The following is a 16,641-nucleotide window of genomic DNA, read 5'->3' on the forward strand; positions in this document are numbered from 1 at the left end:
TGCGCGGTCGGGCGAGGGCGGGGCGTACGGGTTGCTCACGCGGCCCATTCTCGCGCACGACCTCCGCACGGTCGCACCGGGCCCGCTCGCCGAGATGACGACTCTCGGCTGTCGCGGGACCGGTTCGCGCAGCCGAGAGGTGCCGTCTCGGCGGAGGTGCGCGGTTAGGGTGTGCGGTCATGGCCACCCCCAGCACCGCGCCCCGACCCGCCACGCGCGCCGCCGGCCGGCTCGTCATCCTCGTGTCGGGCGGCGGCTCGAACCTCGCCGCGCTGCTGGCGGCGCACGACGGGCCCGGCTACCCGGGGCGCGTGGTCGGCGTCGTGGCGGACCGCGCGTCCGCCGGCGCCCTGGACCTCGCGCGCGCCGCCGGCGTGCCGACCGCGGTCGTGGCGCCGGGCGACTTCGACGACCGCGCTGCGTGGGACCGCGCGCTCGCGGAGGCGATCGGGGTGTTCCGGCCCGACCTCGTCGTGTCGGCGGGGTTCATGCGGATCCTCGGCGCCGCGGTCCTCGACCGGTTCCCCGGCCGGGTCGTCAACACGCACCCCGCCCTGCTGCCCGCGTTCCCCGGGGCGCACGCGGTCCGGGACGCGCTGGCGTTCGGCGCGAAGGTCACGGGCTGCACGCTGCACGTCGTGGACGCCGGGGTGGACACCGGGCCGGTCGTCGCGCAGGTCGCGGTCCCGGTCGAGCCCGGCGACGACGAGGCGACGCTGCACGAGCGGATCAAGGTCGCCGAGCGCCGGCTGCTGGTCGACTGGGTGGGGCGGATCGTGGCGGGCGGGCTGACGGTCGACGGCCGCACGGTCACCGTCGGCTAGGAGCCGCATGGCGGGCCGGTGCAGGCGTCAGACGGGCTCCGTGAACGACACGGGTGTCCCGGCCGCGCGGGCGTAGGCGATCTCCCGGCGGGTGGACTCGCCCACGTAGCCCCTGGGGTCCACCACCAGTACGCGGTCGGCCAGGTCGATCCGCCGCAGGTGCAGCACCCCCAGCGCCGCTCGCTGCTGCGCGGTGAGGTCGTCGGCGGGGTCGAGTGCGACCGGGGCGAGGACGATCGCGCCCGCGAGTGCGAGGGCGCGCTCGACCGCGCGCAGGTCCGACGCGAACCTGGACGAGCCGCAGAGGCACACGATCTCGGGACGGTCGGTCGGGGTCGGCACGTCTGCATGGTCGCAGAGGAGCCGCAGCGTGCGCTGGAACTCGGCAGGGACCTCCGCCCCCTGCCGTCCGGCGACCCACCCGCGTAGCGTCGGGCCATGGGACACGCACGCGCGGGGAAGCACTGGTCCGAGCTCAGCACGCGCCGCAGGGTCGGCACCGTCGTCCTCACGGCGGCGCAGCTCGCGCTGACCGCCGCGGCCTACCGGGACCTGTCGAAGCGGCCGGCGGCGCTGGTGAACGGGCCGAAGGCGGCGTGGGGGCTGGCGATCCTGGTGAACTGGGTCGGGCCGATCGCCTACTTCGCCAAGGGCCGGCGCACGGACTGAGCCGCCGCCGCGGCGCGACCCCGCCCGCCGCCGTCGGCTAGGCTCGTGGCCGGTCGTGACTGGCGTAGAGGTGGAACTGACCACCGGGGAGCGACCGACGCAGTCCCGCCGACGCACCGTTCGCCTGGGTGCAGGGTCCCGAGCGGCACCCACCGTGGTGCCCGACCGACCACCCGGAGGACCGCCATGTCCCACGCCCTGCCGCCCGTCGAGCCCGTCGCCGACCCGACCGCGGACAGCACCCGCCGCCCGGTGCGCCGCGCGCTGCTGTCCGTCTACGACAAGTCCGGCCTGGTCGAGCTCGCGACCGCCCTGCACGCCGCGGGCGTGGAGCTCGTGTCCACCGGGTCGACCGCGGGGACCATCGCGTCCGCGGGCGTGCCGGTGACCCGGGTCGAGGAGCTCACCGGGTTCCCCGAGTGCCTGGACGGCCGCGTGAAGACGCTGCACCCGCGCGTGCACGCCGGCATCCTCGCCGACACCCGCCGCCCGGAGCACCTCGCGCAGCTCGACGAGCTGGGCGTCGCGCCGTTCGAGCTGGTCGTCGTCAACCTGTACCCGTTCACCCAGACCGTCGACTCGGGCGCGACGCCGGACGAGTGCGTCGAGCAGATCGACATCGGCGGCCCGTCGATGGTCCGCGCGGCGGCGAAGAACCACCCGAGCGTCGCGGTCGTCGTGGACCCGGCCCGGTACGACGAGGTCGTCGCGGCCGTGCGGGGCGGCGGCTTCACGCTCGCCGAGCGCACCCGGCTCGCGGCGCAGGCGTTCGTGCACACGGCGACCTACGACGTCGCGGTGGCCTCCTGGATGGGCAACGTCGCCACGACGACCGACGAGGTCGACGGCGTCAGCACCGGCTTCCCGGCCTGGGTCGGGGCGACCTGGGACCGCGCGGACGTGCTGCGCTACGGCGAGAACCCGCACCAGCGCGCCGCGGTCTACACCTCCGGGTACGGCGCGGCCGGTCTGGCGCAGGCGCAGCAGCTGCACGGCAAGGCGATGTCGTACAACAACTACGTCGACGCGGACGCGGCGTGGCGCGCGGCGCACGACCACGACGGCCCGGCGGTCGCGATCATCAAGCACGCCAACCCGTGCGGCATCGCGGTCGGGTCGGACATCGCGGACGCGCACGCCAAGGCGCACGCCTGCGACCCGGTGTCGGCGTTCGGCGGCGTGATCGCGGCCAACGGCACGGTCACCCTCGCCGCGGCCGAGCAGATCGCCGAGGTGTTCACCGAGGTCGTCGTCGCGCCGGCCTACGAGCCCGAGGCGCTCGAGATGCTGAGCCGCAAGAAGAACATCCGGCTGCTGGTCGTCGAGGGCGCGCCGTCCGCCGGCGTCGAGCTCCGGCCGATCAGCGGCGGGCTGCTCATGCAGCAGGTCGACCGGATCGACGCCGACGGCGACGACCCGACGACCTGGACCCTCGCCGCGGGGGAGGCCGCCGACGACGCGACGCTCGCTGACCTGGCGTTCGCCTGGCGCGCGGTCCGGGCCGTGAAGTCGAACGCGATCCTGCTCGCCGACGGCGGCGCCTCGGTCGGCGTCGGCATGGGCCAGGTCAACCGGGTGGACTCGTGCCGGCTGGCCGTCGAGCGGGCGAACGCGGGCGACGCCGAGCGGGCCCGGGGCGCGGTCGCGGCCTCGGACGCGTTCTTCCCGTTCGCGGACGGGCTGCAGGTGCTGCTGGACGCCGGGGTGCGCGCGGTCGTGCAGCCCGGCGGGTCGGTGCGGGACGAGGAGGTCGTGGCCGCCGCGGCCGCGGCCGGCGTGACGCTCTACCTGACGGGCACGCGGCACTTCGCGCACTGACGCACGGCGCCCCCAGGGGGTGTCGGGCGCGTCGAGGGAGCACCCGCCGGGTGCTCCCTCGACGCGCCTCCGGGGCAGTCCGGGCACAGCGAGGTCGTTGCAGGTCGTTGCAGGACGTTTCAGCAAACCCGTACAGTCGCAGGTAGCCGCGCTGCTGACGCTCACCCCCGACGATGGAGTCCTGTGATGACGCACGCCCGCCGGCGCCCCGTGGCGCCCCGGACACCCCTCGAACCCCGCGGCGTCCGCCGCCGCGCCCTCGCCCTGCTGGCCGCCGGCGCACTGCTGCTGTCCGGCGCCGGGGCGGCGGGCGCGGACGACCCGGACGACGCCGCGGTCGCCCGGGTCGCCGCCGACCCGGCCCCCGCGGTCACCGCCGTCTCGGTGCCGGGCAGCCACAACACCGCGATGGGCTGCCCCGGCGACTGGCAGCCGGACTGCGCCGCCGCGCAGCTCACCGAGCGCCCCGACGGCGTCTGGGAGGGCACGTTCGCCCTGCCGCCCGGCGACTACGCCTACAAGGTCGCGCTCGACGGCACGTGGGACGTGTCCTACGGGCTCGGGGGTGTCGAGGGCGGCGCGGACGTGACCTACACCGTGCCCGGCGAGGCGGGGGACCCGCCCGTCGACGTCACGTTCTTCTGGGACCCGGTGTCCCGCGACTTCCAGAACACCGCGCAGGGCCCCGTCGTCACGCTGCCGGGCTCGTTCCAGAGCGAGGTCGGCTGCCCCGGCGACTGGGCGCCCGACTGCCTCGCCACCTGGGCCAAGGACCCGGACGGCGACGGCGTGTACGAGTGGTCGACGACGCAGATCCCGGCAGGCTCGTACCAGGTCAAGGTCGCCCACGGCAGGTCCTGGGACGTCAACTACGGCCAGGGAGGCGCGATGGGCGGGGAGAACTACTCCTTCACGACGTCGGACGGGGAGCAGGTGTCGTTCGCGTACGACGTCGCGACCCACCTGCTCGAGATCACCGTCGAGAACCCGCCGCTCGCCGGCGTCGGGCAGCAGCGCGCCCACTGGGTGCGGGCCGACCTGCTCGCCTGGCCGCGCGACCTGCTCGACGGCGCCGATCCGGCGGACCTCACCTGGGCGCTGCACCACGCAGCCGAGGGCGGCATCGGGGTCACCGACGGCGACGTGACCGCCCCGGCCGGGGGCGGCGAGGTCCCGTTGACCTACGACCCCGCCGGCCTGCCCGCAGACGTCCGTGCTGAGTTCCCCGCCCTGGCGGAGGCCGTGGCCCTGCGCGTGACCCCGGGCACCGACGCCGCCGCGACCCTCACCGGCGAGGTGCAGGTGTCCCAGGCCGACGCCGAGGGCCTGACCGCGCTCACCGGGGTGCAGGTCCCCGGGGTGCTGGACGACCTGTACGGCGCGGCGGCCGACGCCGACCTGGGCGTGACCTGGGCCGCGGGCGCGCCGACGTTCCGGCTCTGGGCGCCGACCGCCCGCGCGGTCACGCTGCTGACCTGGCCGGCGGGCGCCGACCTCGCCGCCGCCCCGACCCGTGTCACGACCGCCCGTGCGCCGGACGGCACCTGGTCCACCGCGGGCGACGCCACCTGGGCCGGCGCCCGTTACCAGTACGAGGTCGAGGTGTTCGTGCCGTCGACCGGCCGGGTGGAGACGAACGTCGTCACCGACCCGTACGCCGTCGCGCTCACGATCAACTCCACGCACGCCGTCGCGGTCGACCTGGCCGACCCGGCGTACCGCCCCGCGCTGTGGGCGGACACCGCGCAGCCGGTCGTCGAGCGGGCCGTGGACCACACGATCTACGAGCTGCACGTCCGCGACTTCTCGATCGCCGACGAGACCGTCCCCGAGGCCGAGCGCGGCACCTACCTCGCCTTCGCCCGGGACTCCGACGGCACCGCCCGGCTGCGCGAGCTCGCCGACGCGGGGCTGACCACGGTGCACCTGCTCCCGACGTTCGACATCGCGTCGATCGAGGAGGACCGGGATGCCCAGGCGACGACCCCCGACCTGACCGGCTTCGGCCCCGCGGGCACCGAGCAGCAGGCCGCGGTCGGTGCGATCCGCGAGCGGGACGGCTTCAACTGGGGCTACGACCCGTGGCACTTCACCGCGCCCGAGGGCTCCTACGCCACCGACCCGGACGGCGGCGCCCGCGTCGCCGAGTTCCGCACGATGGTCGGCGCCCTGCACGACATGGGCCTGGGCGTCGTGCTCGACCAGGTGTTCAACCACACCGCGGCGAGCGGCCAGGACGCGAGGTCGGTGCTGGACCGGGTCCTCCCGGGCTACTACCACCGGCTCGACGGCACCGGGCAGGTGCAGACCAGCACCTGCTGCCAGAACGTCGCCACCGAGCACGCGATGGCCGAGAAGCTCATGGTCGACTCGGTCGTGACCTGGGCGCGGGACTACCGGGTCGACGGCTTCCGGTTCGACCTGATGGGCCACCACTCGAAGCAGAACATGCTGGCCGTCCGGGCGGCGCTGGACGCGCTGACCGTCGAGGCGGACGGCGTCGACGGCTCGGCGGTCTACCTGTACGGCGAGGGCTGGGACTTCGGCGAGGTCGCCGGGAACGCGCTGTTCGAGCAGGCCACCCAGGGCCAGCTCGGCGGCACCGGCATCGGCACGTTCTCCGACCGGCTCCGGGACGCGGTGCACGGCGGGTCGCCGGTCGAGGGCTCGTCGATGTTCACCCAGGGCTTCGGCACCGGGCTCGGCACCGACCCGAACGGGCAGCCGGCGCAGCTCGGCGACGCGTCGACGGTGAACAAGGGGTCCGCGGCCGAGTACGCCGAGCTCGGGCTCGCGACCGACGTCGTGCGGCTCGGGCTCGCGGGCAACCTCCGGGACTACGAGCTGACCACGCACACCGGGCAGGTGCTGCGCGGCGACGAGATCGACTACCGCGGCGCGCCCGCCGGGTACGCCGACTCCCCGGAGGAGGTCGTCACCTACGTCGACGCGCACGACAACGAGACGCTGTTCGACCTGCTGACGATCAAGCTGCCGCAGGCCACGTCGATGGACGACCGGGTCCGGATGAACACGCTGTCCCAGGCCACCGCGGCTCTCGCGCAGACCGTGACGTTCTGGCACGCAGGCACCGACCAGCTCCGGTCCAAGTCGCTCGACCGGGACAGCTACGACTCGGGCGACTGGTTCAACGCGATCGACTGGTCCGGGCAGGACAACGGCTTCGGCCGCGGCCTGCCGGGCGCGTGGGCGAACGCCGAGAAGTGGCCGCAGATGACGCCGCTGCTCCAGGACGCCGCCCTCAAGCCGACGGCCGCGCACATCGCCACGGCCCGTGCGGCCGCCGACGACCTGCTCCGGCTGCGGTTCTCGACGCCGCTGCTCCGGCTCGGCGACGCCGGCCTGATCAAGCAGAAGCTCACGTTCCCCGACGCCGGCGCGGACGCCACGCCGGGCGTGATCGTCATGCACGTGGACGACACGGTCGGGCCGGACGTCGACCCCGACCTGGACGGGGTGCTCGTGGTGTTCAACGCGTCCCCGGACGCCGTGACCCAGGAGCTCCCGGGGCTGGCCGGCGCGGCGTACACCCTGTCGCCGGTGCAGGTCGCGGGTGGCGACGACGTCGTGCGGACCACGACGTGGGACACGGCGACCGGGACGGTGACCGTGCCGGCACGGACGGTGGCGGTGCTGGTGCAGGCCGCCGACGACACCCCGCCGGTGGACCCGGGCACCCCGGGCACCCCGGGCACCCCGGGCACCCCGGAGGGCGGCGACCCGGCCGGCACGCCGGGCGACGACGGCGGCGCCGACCCCGCGGCCTCAGGCCCGGGCACCGGCACCGGCCGCGACGTCCTCGCGGTCACCGGCGCGCACCTGCTGCTCGGCCTGCTCGCGGCGCTCGCCGCGGTCGGCGGCGGCGCGTGGGTGGTCCGCGCGCGGGCCCGCGCCGCCGGAGCGGGCGAGGGGGTGGCCGACCGTCTGCCATGATGCGACCAGCCGACCGGGGCGTGCCGCTGCGCCCGGTCGCCGGTGCACGGACGGAGGCACGATGCGTCGCGGGACCAACCTGCCGCGGATGGGCGACTTCAACCAGACGGTGGTGCTGGACGTGGTCCGGCGCGCCGGCGGGGGTCTCGCCCGGGCGGAGGTCGCCCGCCGCACGGGGCTGTCCCCGCAGACGGTGACCAACGTGGCGCGCCGCCTGCTCGACCTCGGCCTCGTGGTCGAGGAGGGCGAGGCGGCGCGCCGCGGTCCCGGCCGGCCCGGCACGCTGCTGCGGCTCGACGCGGGCAGCCGGTTCGCCGTCGGGGTGCACCTGGACCCGGCGACGATGACGTTCGTGCTGCTCGACCTGTCGGGCGCGGTCGTCGCGCGGGCGCAGGTGCCGACGCCCGTCCCGGAGGACCCGGAGGCCGTCGTCGCGGGCCTGGTCGCGGAGATCGAGGGGCTGATCGCCCGCGCGGGCGTGGCGCGGGACCGCGTGCTCGGCGTCGGCATCGCGGCGCCCGGGCCGATCGACGTCGACGCGGGCGTGGTCCTCGACCCGCCGCACCTGCCCGGCTGGCACGACGTGCCGCTGCGGGACGCGGTCGCCGAGCGCACCGGGCTGCGCGCGGTGCTGGACAAGGACGTGATCGCCGCGGCGGGCGCCCACCTGTGGCACCCGGGCGAGCACGCGTCCGACTTCGTGTTCTTCTACCTCGGCACCGGCGTCGCGGTGTCCACGGTGCTGCACGACGAGGTGGTGCGCGGGGTCTCCGGCAACGCGGGGGAGTCGGGCCACCTGGTCGCGGACCCCGAGGGCGCCCGGTGCTGGTGCGGGCGGCGGGGCTGCCTGGGCGCGGTGCTGCGGGCCGAGGCGCTCGCGGAGCAGGGCCGGGACGCGGGCGTCGACCTGCCGGCCTGGGGCGACGGCACCGACCCCCGCGCGGTCGACGACGCGGTGACCGCCCTGTGCGCCGCCGCCGACGCGGGCCACCCGGGTGCGCGCGCGGTGCTGGCGCTCGCGGGGCGCCGGGTCGGCATGGCCGCGGGCGTGCTGACCGACCTGCTCGACGTCCCGGCCGTGCTGGTCGGCGGCCCGCTGTGGGACCGGATCGCCCCGCACGCCGCCGCCGCGCTCGAGGCGGAGATCGCGGCGCACGTCGTCCCCGGGGGCCACGCGCTCACGGTCGCCTCGTCGGCGTTCGGGCCGCAGGTCGGCGCCGTCGGCGCGGGGTGCATCCTGCTGGCCCGCGCGTTCACCCCGCGACCCACGGACCTGCTGCTGGTCAGCTGACCGTCAGCACCACCTTGCCGCGCGCCGCGCCCGACGCGACGCGGTCGATCGCCGCGCCCGCCTCCGCCAGCGGGAAGGTCCGGTCGAGCACCGGTGCGAGCGCGCCGTCGGCCAGCAGGTCCCGCAGGCGCGCGAGGTCGGCCGGGTTCTCCCGGGACACGACGCTGCGCAGCCGGTGCCGGACCCACGGGTCGAGCGCCGCGGCGCGCGCCTGCCGCGCCAGGCCGCCGCCGAGGACCCGGCCGCCGCCCTCCGCGCCGACGAGCACCAGGGAGCCGCGCGGGGCGAGCAGCCGGCGCAGGTCGCGCAGCGGCGTCAGCCCGCCGGTGACCAGGACCGCGTCGTAGCCCGCACCCGGCGCCGCACCGGCGGACCGGCCCAGCACGGCGACGGCCCCGGCGCCCAGGAGCGCGCCGGCGAGCCCGGTCCGCGCCGTCGCCGCCGTGACCTCGGCGCCCGCCAGCACCGCGAGCCGCACCGCCAGCGTCCCGACGCCGCCCCCGGCGCCCAGCACCAGCACCCGGGACCCCGCGCGCACCCGGCCGGCGCGCAGCGCGTGCAGGGCGGTCGTGCCGCTCGTCGGGACCGCCGCGGCGACCTCGGCCGGCACGTGGGCGGGCAGCGCGGCGAGCCGCCGCTCCCGGCTCACGGCGACCTCGGCGAACGCGGCCCGCCCGCAGCCGAGCACCCGGTCGCCCGGGCGGAGGCCCGCCACGTCCGGCCCCACCGCCGCGACGGTCCCGGCGAGGTCCAGGCCCACGCCGTGCTCGCGCGGCGCGCGCAGCCCGGTCACCAGCCGCAGGACGGACGGCAGGCCGGTCACCAGGTGCCAGTCGCCCATCGCGACCCCGGCGGCCGCGACCCGCACGTGCACCTCGTCGCCCGTCGGCGGTGGCAGCGTGCGGTCGGCCACCCGCAGCGCCGCCGGGTCCCCGTACCGCTCCCGGACGACCGCCCGCACCGTCGTGCCCGTCGCGCCCGTCCCCGTGCTCATGACCGTCCTCCGTCCGGCTCGTACGCGAACACCTCGTCGATGGACCGCCCGAGCGCCCGGGCGATCTGGAAGGCCAGCTCGAGCGAGGGGGAGTAGCGCCCCTGCTCGACGGCGATCACGGTCTGCCGGGTCACGCCCAGCAGCTCCGCCAGCTGCGCCTGCGTGAGCCCCCGGTCGGTGCGCAGCACCCGGATCCGGTTGGTCACCGCGGTCGGCCTCACCACGGGCCCACCCCCCGGCGGAACGCGACGACCCGGGCCGCGGCGGACAGCACCGCCGAGAGCACGAACCCGAGGTAGAGCGCGTTCGCGATCCAGAACCAGTCGGCCTCCAGCAGCGCGAGGACCAGCCCGCCGAGCCCGCCGAGCACGAGGAACGACTGCCCCACGCGCTCGCCCATCCGCTCGATCTCGCGCTCCCGCTCGTCGCGCACCGCGCGGTCCCGCGACGTGGCGCCGAGCACCATGCCGGCCAGGATGCCCGCGAGCACGGCCGCACCGATCGACGCCAGCATGGGGCCGGCGTACGCGACGTCGGTGAGCGGGCCCCCGGCGGCCCGGCTCAGCACCACCGCGAGGTACGCGGCGTACCCGAGCACGGCGATGACGCCGAACGCCCAGGTGTTCTTCTCCTGGTAGGACATGACCCCTCGCTCCCCGCCGTGCGCCGATGTCAAAGATGTTTGACATCACGACGGTAGGGCCGCGCCGGAGCCGATGTCAAACATCTTTGACATGCGCGGACGTCACGGTTGCGTCTCGACCCTTGACAGCAATTCGTCCAGACGTTGTAGTTATCGAGTCCGGGGCAGCGCCGCCCGGGGCCGTGCACGTGGAGCAAAGGAGCATCCATGCGTCTGCAGAAGTCCGCCCTCGCGTCCGGGGCCGTCCTCGCCCTCGGCCTCACGGCCGCGTGCAGCAGCGGAGGTGGCGACAGCGCCGCCGACGACACGACGATCACCGTCGCCTACCAGAAGACCGCGCAGTTCGTGCAGCTCGACGACCTGCTGCAGAAGGCCAAGTCCGAGTACGAGGCCGCGAACGAGGGCATGACGATCGACCTCGTGCCCATCGAGGCCGAGCAGGACCAGTACTTCACCAAGCTCGCGCTGATGAACGGCTCGGCGGACACCGCGCCCGACGTCATCTACGAGGACACGTTCCAGATCCGGTCCGACGCGGCGGCGGGGTACCTGCAGCCGATCGACGAGTACGTCGAGGCGTGGGAGGACTGGGACCAGTTCCCGGACACCGCGCGGCAGGCCGGCCTCGGCGACGACGGCAAGGTGTACGGCGTCTCGATGGGCACCGACACCCGCGGGCTCTACTACAACAAGGACCTGTTCCAGCAGGCCGGCCTGCCGACGGACTGGCAGCCCGAGAGCTGGGACGACATCCTGTCCGCCGCCCGGACGATCAAGGAGAAGCTGCCGGACGTCACGCCGATCAACGTGTACGCCGGCAAGGCGGCGGGCGAGGCCACGACGATGCAGGGCTTCGAGATGCTGCTCTACGGCACCGACGACGAGCTCTACGACGCCGACAGCCAGAAGTGGATCACCGGCTCGCAGGGGTTCGTCGACTCGCTCGCGTTCCTGGAGACGATCTACGGCGAGGGCCTGGCGCCGTCGCTGGACATCGCGCTCGACGCCTCGGTCGGCGCCCGCGTCGCCACCGAGCTGCTGCCGCAGGGCAAGCTCGCGATGGCGGTCGACGGCTCGTGGCTGCCGGGCGGCTGGATCACCGGCGACAACGCCTGGCCGGAGTGGGAGGACACCCTGGGCATGGCCGCCATGCCGACCCAGGACGGGCAGGAGCCCGGCTTCACCTCCATGTCCGGCGGCTGGACCCTCGCGGTCGGCGCGCACGCCGGCGACCCGCAGGCGGCGTTCGACTTCATCGCCACGGCGCTGAACAAGGAGAACTCCCTGAAGTACGACACCGAGAACAGCCAGATCGCGGTGCGCACCGACGTGGCGGAGGACCCGGAGTACCTGGGGTTCAACCCGTCGTTCGAGTTCTTCAGCTCGCTGGTCGACTACACGCACTTCCGCCCGGCGACCCCGGACTACTCGCAGATCTCGTCGAACATCCAGGTCGCGGCGGAGTCCGTGGCGACCGGGCAGGCCACCGCCGAGGAGGCGGCGGCGACCTACGACGAGGGGCTCGTGTCCATCGTGGGCGACGACGCGACGCAGGCCGCCGGCTGATGACGGCCGCCACGCTGGACCGGTCGACGGCGGGGGGCGGGTTCCGCCGCCCCCGCCGCCGGCCGGGCCGGACCGCGCTGCGGCTGGTGCCGCTGCTGCCCGCGGTCGCGCTCATGCTCGTGTTCCTGGCCGGGCCGGTGCTGTGGTCGTTCTACGGCTCCCTCACCAACCAGGCGCTGACCGGGTACAAGGCGGCGAACCCGGAGTTCGTCGGGCTCGACAACTACGCCGACCTGCTCACCGACGACGGCTTCTGGAAGGCCGTCGTGCTGACGGTGGTCTTCGTCGGGGCGTCGGCCGTGATCGGGCAGAACGTCCTCGGCATGGCGCTCGCGCTGCTGCTGCGGGCCGCCGCGAGGCCGCTGCGCGCGGTGGTGTCCGCGCTCGTCGTCGTGGCGTGGGTGCTGCCGGAGATCGTCGCGGCGTTCGCGCTGTACGCCTTCTTCTCCACCGACGGCACGCTCAACCAGGTGCTCGGCTGGTTCGGGCTCGAGGGCCCGACGTGGCTGATCTCGGTGCCGATGCTCGCGGTGATCCTGGCGAACATCTGGCGCGGGACCGCCTTCTCGATGATGGTCTACGGCGCCGCGCTGTCCGAGGTGCCGCCGGACGTCACCGAGGCCGCCGCGATCGACGGCGCCACCGGCCCGCAGCGGTTCTTCCGGATCACGCTGCCGATGATCCGCCGGTCCATCTCGACGAACCTCATGCTCACCACCCTGCAGACCCTCGCGGTGTTCACCCTGATCTGGGTGATGACCGGCGGCGGGCCCGGGACGGACTCCTCGACGCTGCCCGTCCTGGCCTACCAGGAGGCGTTCAAGTTCGCGCAAGTCGGCTACGGCACGGCGATCGCGACCGTGACGCTGCTGGTCGGGGCCGTGTTCTCGATCGTGTACATCCGCGTGCTCAAGCCGGAGGTGGACTGATGGCCGCGCTCACCGCCCCCACCGCGCCGGTGGCGTCGTCCGCCCGCCGCCGCGCCGGCCGGAACGTCCCGTCCGTCGCCTCGCCGCGGCGGCGCACCGGCCGGCTGCTGGTCACGCTCGCCCTGGTGCTGGTCGGCGTCGCGTTCCTGGTGCCGCTCGCGTGGATCGTCCTGGCGTCGCTCGACCCCGCGGCGACGGTGTCGGTGAAGCTGCCCGAGACGATCACGACGGACAACTTCAGCCAGATCCTCACCTGGGAGGCCACCTTCCGGCCGCTGTGGAACTCGCTGGTGCTGTCCCTCGGGACGGGCATCGTCACGGTGCTGGCGTCGGTGCTCGCCGCGTACCCGCTGTCCCGGTACCAGATGCGGTTCCGCAAGCCGTTCCTGTACGCGATCCTGTTCGGCACCTGCCTGCCGATCACCGCGATGATGGTCCCGGTCTACGCGCTGTTCGTGTACCTGGGGCTGCTCGACTCCGTGCCCGGGACGATCTTCTTCCTCGCGGCCACGTCGCTGCCCATGGCGATCTGGATGACCAAGAACTTCATGGACTCCGTCCCGGTGTCCCTGGAGGAGGCGGCCTGGGTGGACGGCGCCGGGTCCATGACCGCGCTGCGCCGGATCGTCGTCCCGCTGATGCGGCAGGGCATCGCCGTGGTGTTCATCTTCGTGTTCACGCAGGCGTGGGGGAACTTCTTCGTCCCGTTCGTGCTGCTGTTCTCGCCCGCCAACCAGCCCGCCGCCGTCGCGATCTACAGCTTCTTCGGCACCTACGGGACGGTCGCGTACGGCCGGCTCGCGGCCTTCTCGATCCTCTACTCGGTCCCGGTGCTGGTGCTGTACCTGCTGGTGCAGCGGTTCTCCGGCGGCTCGTTCGCCATGTCCGGGGCCGTCAAGGGCTGACGCCCGCCGCGCGGACGCCCCGCCCCCGACCCGATCACCGCACGTCAGGAAGGTCCACCATGCCCGTCGAGCACTCCGCCGCCGTCGTCCAGCGCGTCCAGCGGTTCCTGCACGAGCGGCTCGCCCCGGCGGTCGTCGCCGGCCGCGCGCCGCTCGACGTCACCGCCTGGACGGCGCCGGGGGAGCCGGTGCCGTTCGCCGAGGCGGTGGACCAGGACTACACCGCCGCGCCGCCCGGGACCCCGTGGGGCGCCCCCTGGAGCACGACGTGGTTCCGGATGTCCGGCGACGTCCCGGCGGGCTGGCTGGGCTCGGACGAGGTGCGCGCCGGCCGGCACGCCGTCGAGCTGGCGATCGACCTCGGGTTCACCACGACCCAGCCGGGGTTCCAGGCGGAGGGGCTGGTGCTCCGGCCGGACGGCGTCGCGGTCAAGGGACTCTCGCCGCGGAACCAGGCGGTGCCGTGGTCCGACCCGCGGGTCGACGTGTACGTGGAGGCGGCCGGCAACCCGGACGTCGGCAGCAGCACCTGGTACGGGCCGACGCCGCTCGGCGACCCGCTGACCGCCGGCACCGACCCGCTGTACGCGCTGCGCTCCGCCGAGGTCGTCCTCCGGGACGTCGAGGTGTGGGAGCTCTGGCAGGACCTGCTGGCCGTGCTCGGGCTGGTCGAGGTCGTGGACCCGGCGTCCACCCGGTACGCCCGGGCCGTGCGCGCGCTGGACCTGGTCGTGGACGCGGTGGACCCGTCCGACGTCGCCGGGACCGCCGCCGCCGGGCGGGCCGTGCTGCGGCCGGTGCTCGACGTGCCGGCCGCGCCGGGCGGGCACCGGGTGCTCGCGACCGGGCACGCGCACATCGACTCCGCCTGGCTGTGGCCGGCGCGGGAGACCGTCCGGAAGTGCTCCCGGACCTTCGCCAGCGTCGTCGCCCTGATGGACGACCGGCCGGACTTCGTGTTCGCGTGCTCGTCCGCGCAGCAGTACGCGTGGGTGGCGGAGCGGCACCCGGAGCTGTTCGAGCGGATCCGCGCGAAGGTGGCGGCGGGCCAGTTCGTGCCGGTCGGCGGCATGTGGGTCGAGTCGGACACCAACATGCCCGGCGGCGAGGCGCTGGCGCGGCAGATGGTCGAGGGCAAGCGGTACTTCCTCGACGAGCTCGGCGTCGAGACGCAGGACGTGTGGCTGCCGGACTCGTTCGGCTACACCGGCGCGCTGCCGCAGATCGTGCGGGCCGCGGGCTCGCGGTGGTTCCTGTCGCAGAAGCTGTCCTGGAACGACACCAACCGGATGCCGCACCACACCTTCCACTGGGAGGGCATCGACGGGTCCCGGGTGCTCGCGCACTTCCCGCCCGTCGACACCTACAACTCCGACCTCTCCCCGAAGGAGCTCGCGCACGCCGAGCGGAACTTCGCCGACAAGGACGTCGCCACCGAGTCGCTGGTGCCGTTCGGCTGGGGCGACGGCGGCGGCGGCCCCACCCGCGAGATGCTGGCGGCGGCCGACCGGGCGCGGTCGCTCGGCGGGCTGCCCGAGGTGGAGCTCGGGTCGCCGAACACGTTCTTCGAGCGGGCCGAGGCCGAGCTCGCCGACGCCGGGCCGGGGGCGCCGGCGGTGTGGTCGGGCGAGATGTACCTGGAGTACCACCGCGGCACGTACACCTCGCAGGCGCGGACCAAGCGCGGCAACCGGCGCAGCGAGCACCTGCTGCGGGAGGCCGAGCTGTGGGCGTCGACGGCGTCCGTGCGGACCGGGGCCGCGTACCCCGCCGACGAGCTCCGCGCGCTGTGGCGGGTCGTGCTCCTGCACCAGTTCCACGACATCCTGCCGGGGTCGTCGATCGGCTGGGTGTACCGGCAGGCGGAGGAGGCCTACGCCGACGTCGAGGCCCGGGCGACCGCCGTGATCGAGGCGGCGCTCGCGGCCCTCGTCGGCGACGGGGACCGGACGGTGCGGCTGAACGCGGCGCCGCACCCGCGGGACGGGGTGCCGGCGCTCGGCGGGTCCCTGGCGTCCGACGACGGCGCGGCTGGGCCGGGCGCGGGCTCGGTCGAGGTGCTGCGCGAGGGCGACGCCCTGCGGGTGCGCACCGACGCGCTCGACGTGCGGCTCACGCCGGGCGGGCAGCTCGCGTCCGTGCGGGACCTGGCCGCGGGCCGCGAAGCCGTCGCGCCCGGGCACCTGGCGAACCTGCTGCAGGTGCACCGCGACGTGCCCCGGCAGTGGGACGCGTGGGACATCGACGCCGAGTACCGGCGCACCGTCCAGGACCTGCTGGACGCCGACACCGTCGAGGTCGTCGCCGAGAAGCCCGACCGCGCCGTCGTCCGCACCTCGCGCACCGTCGGCGACTCCACGATCGTGCAGGAGCTGACCTTCCGGCCCGGCACCCGCGCCGTCGAGATCGTCACCGAGGTCGATTGGCACGAGCGGCAGCGGCTGCTCAAGCTCGCGTTCGGGCTCGACGTGCACGCCGACCGGTCCGCCGCCGAGACCCAGTTCGGCCACGTGCACCGGCCCACGCACACCAACACCACCTGGGACGAGGCGCGGTACGAGATCTGCGCGCACCGCTGGCTGCACGTCGGCGAGCCCGGCTACGGGGTGTCGGTCGCCAACGACGCCACCTACGGGCACGACGTCACCCGGGCCGTCGGCGACGACGGCGGGACCGCCACCGTGGTCCGGCAGTCGCTGCTGCGGGCCCCGCTGTTCCCGGACCCCGAGGCGGACCAGGGCCGGCACCGGTTCCTGTCGGTGCTGCACGTCGGCGCCGGGATCCCCGAGGCGGTCGTCGACGGCTACCGCGCGAACATCCCGGTGCGCGAGGTCCGCGGCGGGCGGGACGTGGCGCCGCTCGTGACCGTCGACGGGCCGGGGGCGGTCGTCGAGGCGGTCAAGCTCGCGGACGACGGGTCGGGCGACGTGGTCGTCCGGCTGTACGAGGCCCACGGCGGGCGCGCGCGGGCGACCGTCACCGCGGGGTTCGCCGCCGCCGGGGTGACCGAGGTGGACCTCCTGGAGCGGGAGGTCCCGGCGCGGGCCG

General features: G+C 75.1%; 13 protein-coding genes and 1 riboswitch. Of the genes, 9 read left to right on the plus strand and 4 right to left on the minus strand.

The window, feature by feature from the left end; all coding sequences use genetic code 11:
* Positions 1 to 179: 179 nt before the first annotated feature.
* Positions 180 to 824 carry a phosphoribosylglycinamide formyltransferase gene (purN, locus tag G6556_RS09170; protein WP_166940605.1) on the plus strand — a complete coding sequence of 215 codons (645 nt, stop codon included), beginning with the start codon at positions 180 to 182 and terminating at the stop codon, positions 822 to 824.
* Positions 825 to 851: 27 nt separating this feature from the next.
* On the opposite strand, the gene G6556_RS09175 is transcribed toward purN, so the two are convergent.
* The gene (locus G6556_RS09175; protein ID WP_166940607.1) at positions 852 to 1,166 is read right to left on the minus strand and encodes a hypothetical protein; all 315 of its coding nucleotides are present in this window, start codon (positions 1,164 to 1,166) and stop codon (positions 852 to 854) included.
* Between the two features lie 96 nt (positions 1,167 to 1,262).
* On the opposite strand from G6556_RS09175, the gene G6556_RS09180 reads away from it, so the two are divergent.
* The 4 genes from G6556_RS09180 (at position 1,263) to G6556_RS09195 (ending at position 8,556) form a co-directional block, all read left to right on the plus strand.
* The gene (locus G6556_RS09180) at positions 1,263 to 1,493 is read left to right on the plus strand and encodes a PLDc N-terminal domain-containing protein (protein WP_166940609.1); all 231 of its coding nucleotides are present in this window, start codon (positions 1,263 to 1,265) and stop codon (positions 1,491 to 1,493) included.
* A 45-nt stretch (positions 1,494 to 1,538) separates the two neighbouring features.
* Positions 1,539 to 1,630: riboswitch (ZMP/ZTP riboswitch) on the plus strand.
* Between the two features lie 49 nt (positions 1,631 to 1,679).
* Positions 1,680 to 3,311, plus strand: a complete 1,632-nt coding sequence (purH, locus tag G6556_RS09185) for a bifunctional phosphoribosylaminoimidazolecarboxamide formyltransferase/IMP cyclohydrolase (RefSeq protein ID WP_166940611.1) — start codon at positions 1,680 to 1,682, stop codon at positions 3,309 to 3,311.
* Positions 3,312 to 3,497: 186 nt separating this feature from the next.
* The gene (gene pulA / locus G6556_RS09190; RefSeq protein ID WP_205693245.1) at positions 3,498 to 7,265 is read left to right on the plus strand and encodes a pullulanase-type alpha-1,6-glucosidase; all 3,768 of its coding nucleotides are present in this window, start codon (positions 3,498 to 3,500) and stop codon (positions 7,263 to 7,265) included.
* Between the two features lie 61 nt (positions 7,266 to 7,326).
* On the plus strand, positions 7,327 to 8,556 hold the full coding sequence (locus tag G6556_RS09195; protein ID WP_166940613.1) for an ROK family protein: 1,230 nt from the start codon (positions 7,327 to 7,329) through the stop codon (positions 8,554 to 8,556).
* On the opposite strand, the gene G6556_RS09200 is transcribed toward G6556_RS09195, so the two are convergent.
* Genes G6556_RS09200 through G6556_RS19490 form a run of 3 tightly spaced genes read right to left on the minus strand, consistent with a single transcriptional unit; the run spans position 8,549 to position 10,193 of the window.
* Positions 8,549 to 9,550: an NAD(P)-dependent alcohol dehydrogenase gene (locus G6556_RS09200; protein ID WP_205693246.1), complete on the minus strand. Its 1,002-nt coding sequence runs from the start codon at positions 9,548 to 9,550 to the stop codon at positions 8,549 to 8,551. The genes G6556_RS09195 and G6556_RS09200 overlap by 8 nt on opposite strands.
* Positions 9,547 to 9,774 carry a helix-turn-helix transcriptional regulator gene (locus G6556_RS19485; protein WP_166940615.1) on the minus strand — a complete coding sequence of 76 codons (228 nt, stop codon included), beginning with the start codon at positions 9,772 to 9,774 and terminating at the stop codon, positions 9,547 to 9,549. The genes G6556_RS09200 and G6556_RS19485 overlap by 4 nt, the downstream gene beginning before the upstream one ends.
* Positions 9,768 to 10,193 carry a hypothetical protein gene (locus G6556_RS19490; protein WP_166940617.1) on the minus strand — a complete coding sequence of 142 codons (426 nt, stop codon included), beginning with the start codon at positions 10,191 to 10,193 and terminating at the stop codon, positions 9,768 to 9,770. Before G6556_RS19490 ends, G6556_RS19485 begins: the two co-directional genes overlap by 7 nt.
* Positions 10,194 to 10,400: 207 nt before the next feature.
* On the opposite strand from G6556_RS19490, the gene G6556_RS09215 reads away from it, so the two are divergent.
* From G6556_RS09215 to G6556_RS09230, 4 genes are all read left to right on the plus strand, one after another.
* Positions 10,401 to 11,759 carry an extracellular solute-binding protein gene (locus tag G6556_RS09215; RefSeq protein ID WP_166940619.1) on the plus strand — a complete coding sequence of 453 codons (1,359 nt, stop codon included), beginning with the start codon at positions 10,401 to 10,403 and terminating at the stop codon, positions 11,757 to 11,759.
* The gene (locus G6556_RS09220) at positions 11,759 to 12,688 is read left to right on the plus strand and encodes a sugar ABC transporter permease (protein WP_166940621.1); all 930 of its coding nucleotides are present in this window, start codon (positions 11,759 to 11,761) and stop codon (positions 12,686 to 12,688) included. Before G6556_RS09215 ends, G6556_RS09220 begins: the two co-directional genes overlap by 1 nt.
* Positions 12,688 to 13,593, plus strand: coding sequence for a carbohydrate ABC transporter permease (locus G6556_RS09225; protein ID WP_166940623.1), 906 nt, complete (start codon positions 12,688 to 12,690; stop codon positions 13,591 to 13,593). Before G6556_RS09220 ends, G6556_RS09225 begins: the two co-directional genes overlap by 1 nt.
* 59 nt (positions 13,594 to 13,652) lie before the next feature.
* Positions 13,653 to 16,641 (plus strand): glycoside hydrolase family 38 C-terminal domain-containing protein (locus G6556_RS09230; protein WP_166940625.1); only part of this gene is annotated, 2,989 nt, incomplete at its 3' end.

It is taken from the genome of Cellulomonas sp. IC4_254, assembly GCF_011603975.1.
Taxonomy (GTDB): domain Bacteria; phylum Actinomycetota; class Actinomycetes; order Actinomycetales; family Cellulomonadaceae; genus Cellulomonas.

Bases quoted from the DNA above. Each gene is read 5' to 3' on its own strand.
- pulA (WP_205693245.1), top strand. From the start codon at position 3,498: ATGACGCACGCCCGCCGGCGCCCCGTGGCGCCCCGGACACCCCTCGAA.
- G6556_RS19490 (WP_166940617.1), bottom strand. From the start codon at position 10,193: ATGTCCTACCAGGAGAAGAACACCTGGGCGTTCGGCGTCATCGCCGTG.
- G6556_RS09220 (WP_166940621.1), top strand. From the start codon at position 11,759: ATGACGGCCGCCACGCTGGACCGGTCGACGGCGGGGGGCGGGTTCCGC.
- G6556_RS09195 (WP_166940613.1), top strand. From the start codon at position 7,327: ATGCGTCGCGGGACCAACCTGCCGCGGATGGGCGACTTCAACCAGACG.
- G6556_RS09225 (WP_166940623.1), top strand. From the start codon at position 12,688: ATGGCCGCGCTCACCGCCCCCACCGCGCCGGTGGCGTCGTCCGCCCGC.
- purN (WP_166940605.1), top strand. From the start codon at position 180: ATGGCCACCCCCAGCACCGCGCCCCGACCCGCCACGCGCGCCGCCGGC.
- G6556_RS09180 (WP_166940609.1), top strand. From the start codon at position 1,263: ATGGGACACGCACGCGCGGGGAAGCACTGGTCCGAGCTCAGCACGCGC.
- G6556_RS09215 (WP_166940619.1), top strand. From the start codon at position 10,401: ATGCGTCTGCAGAAGTCCGCCCTCGCGTCCGGGGCCGTCCTCGCCCTC.
- G6556_RS09200 (WP_205693246.1), bottom strand. From the start codon at position 9,550: ATGAGCACGGGGACGGGCGCGACGGGCACGACGGTGCGGGCGGTCGTC.
- purH (WP_166940611.1), top strand. From the start codon at position 1,680: ATGTCCCACGCCCTGCCGCCCGTCGAGCCCGTCGCCGACCCGACCGCG.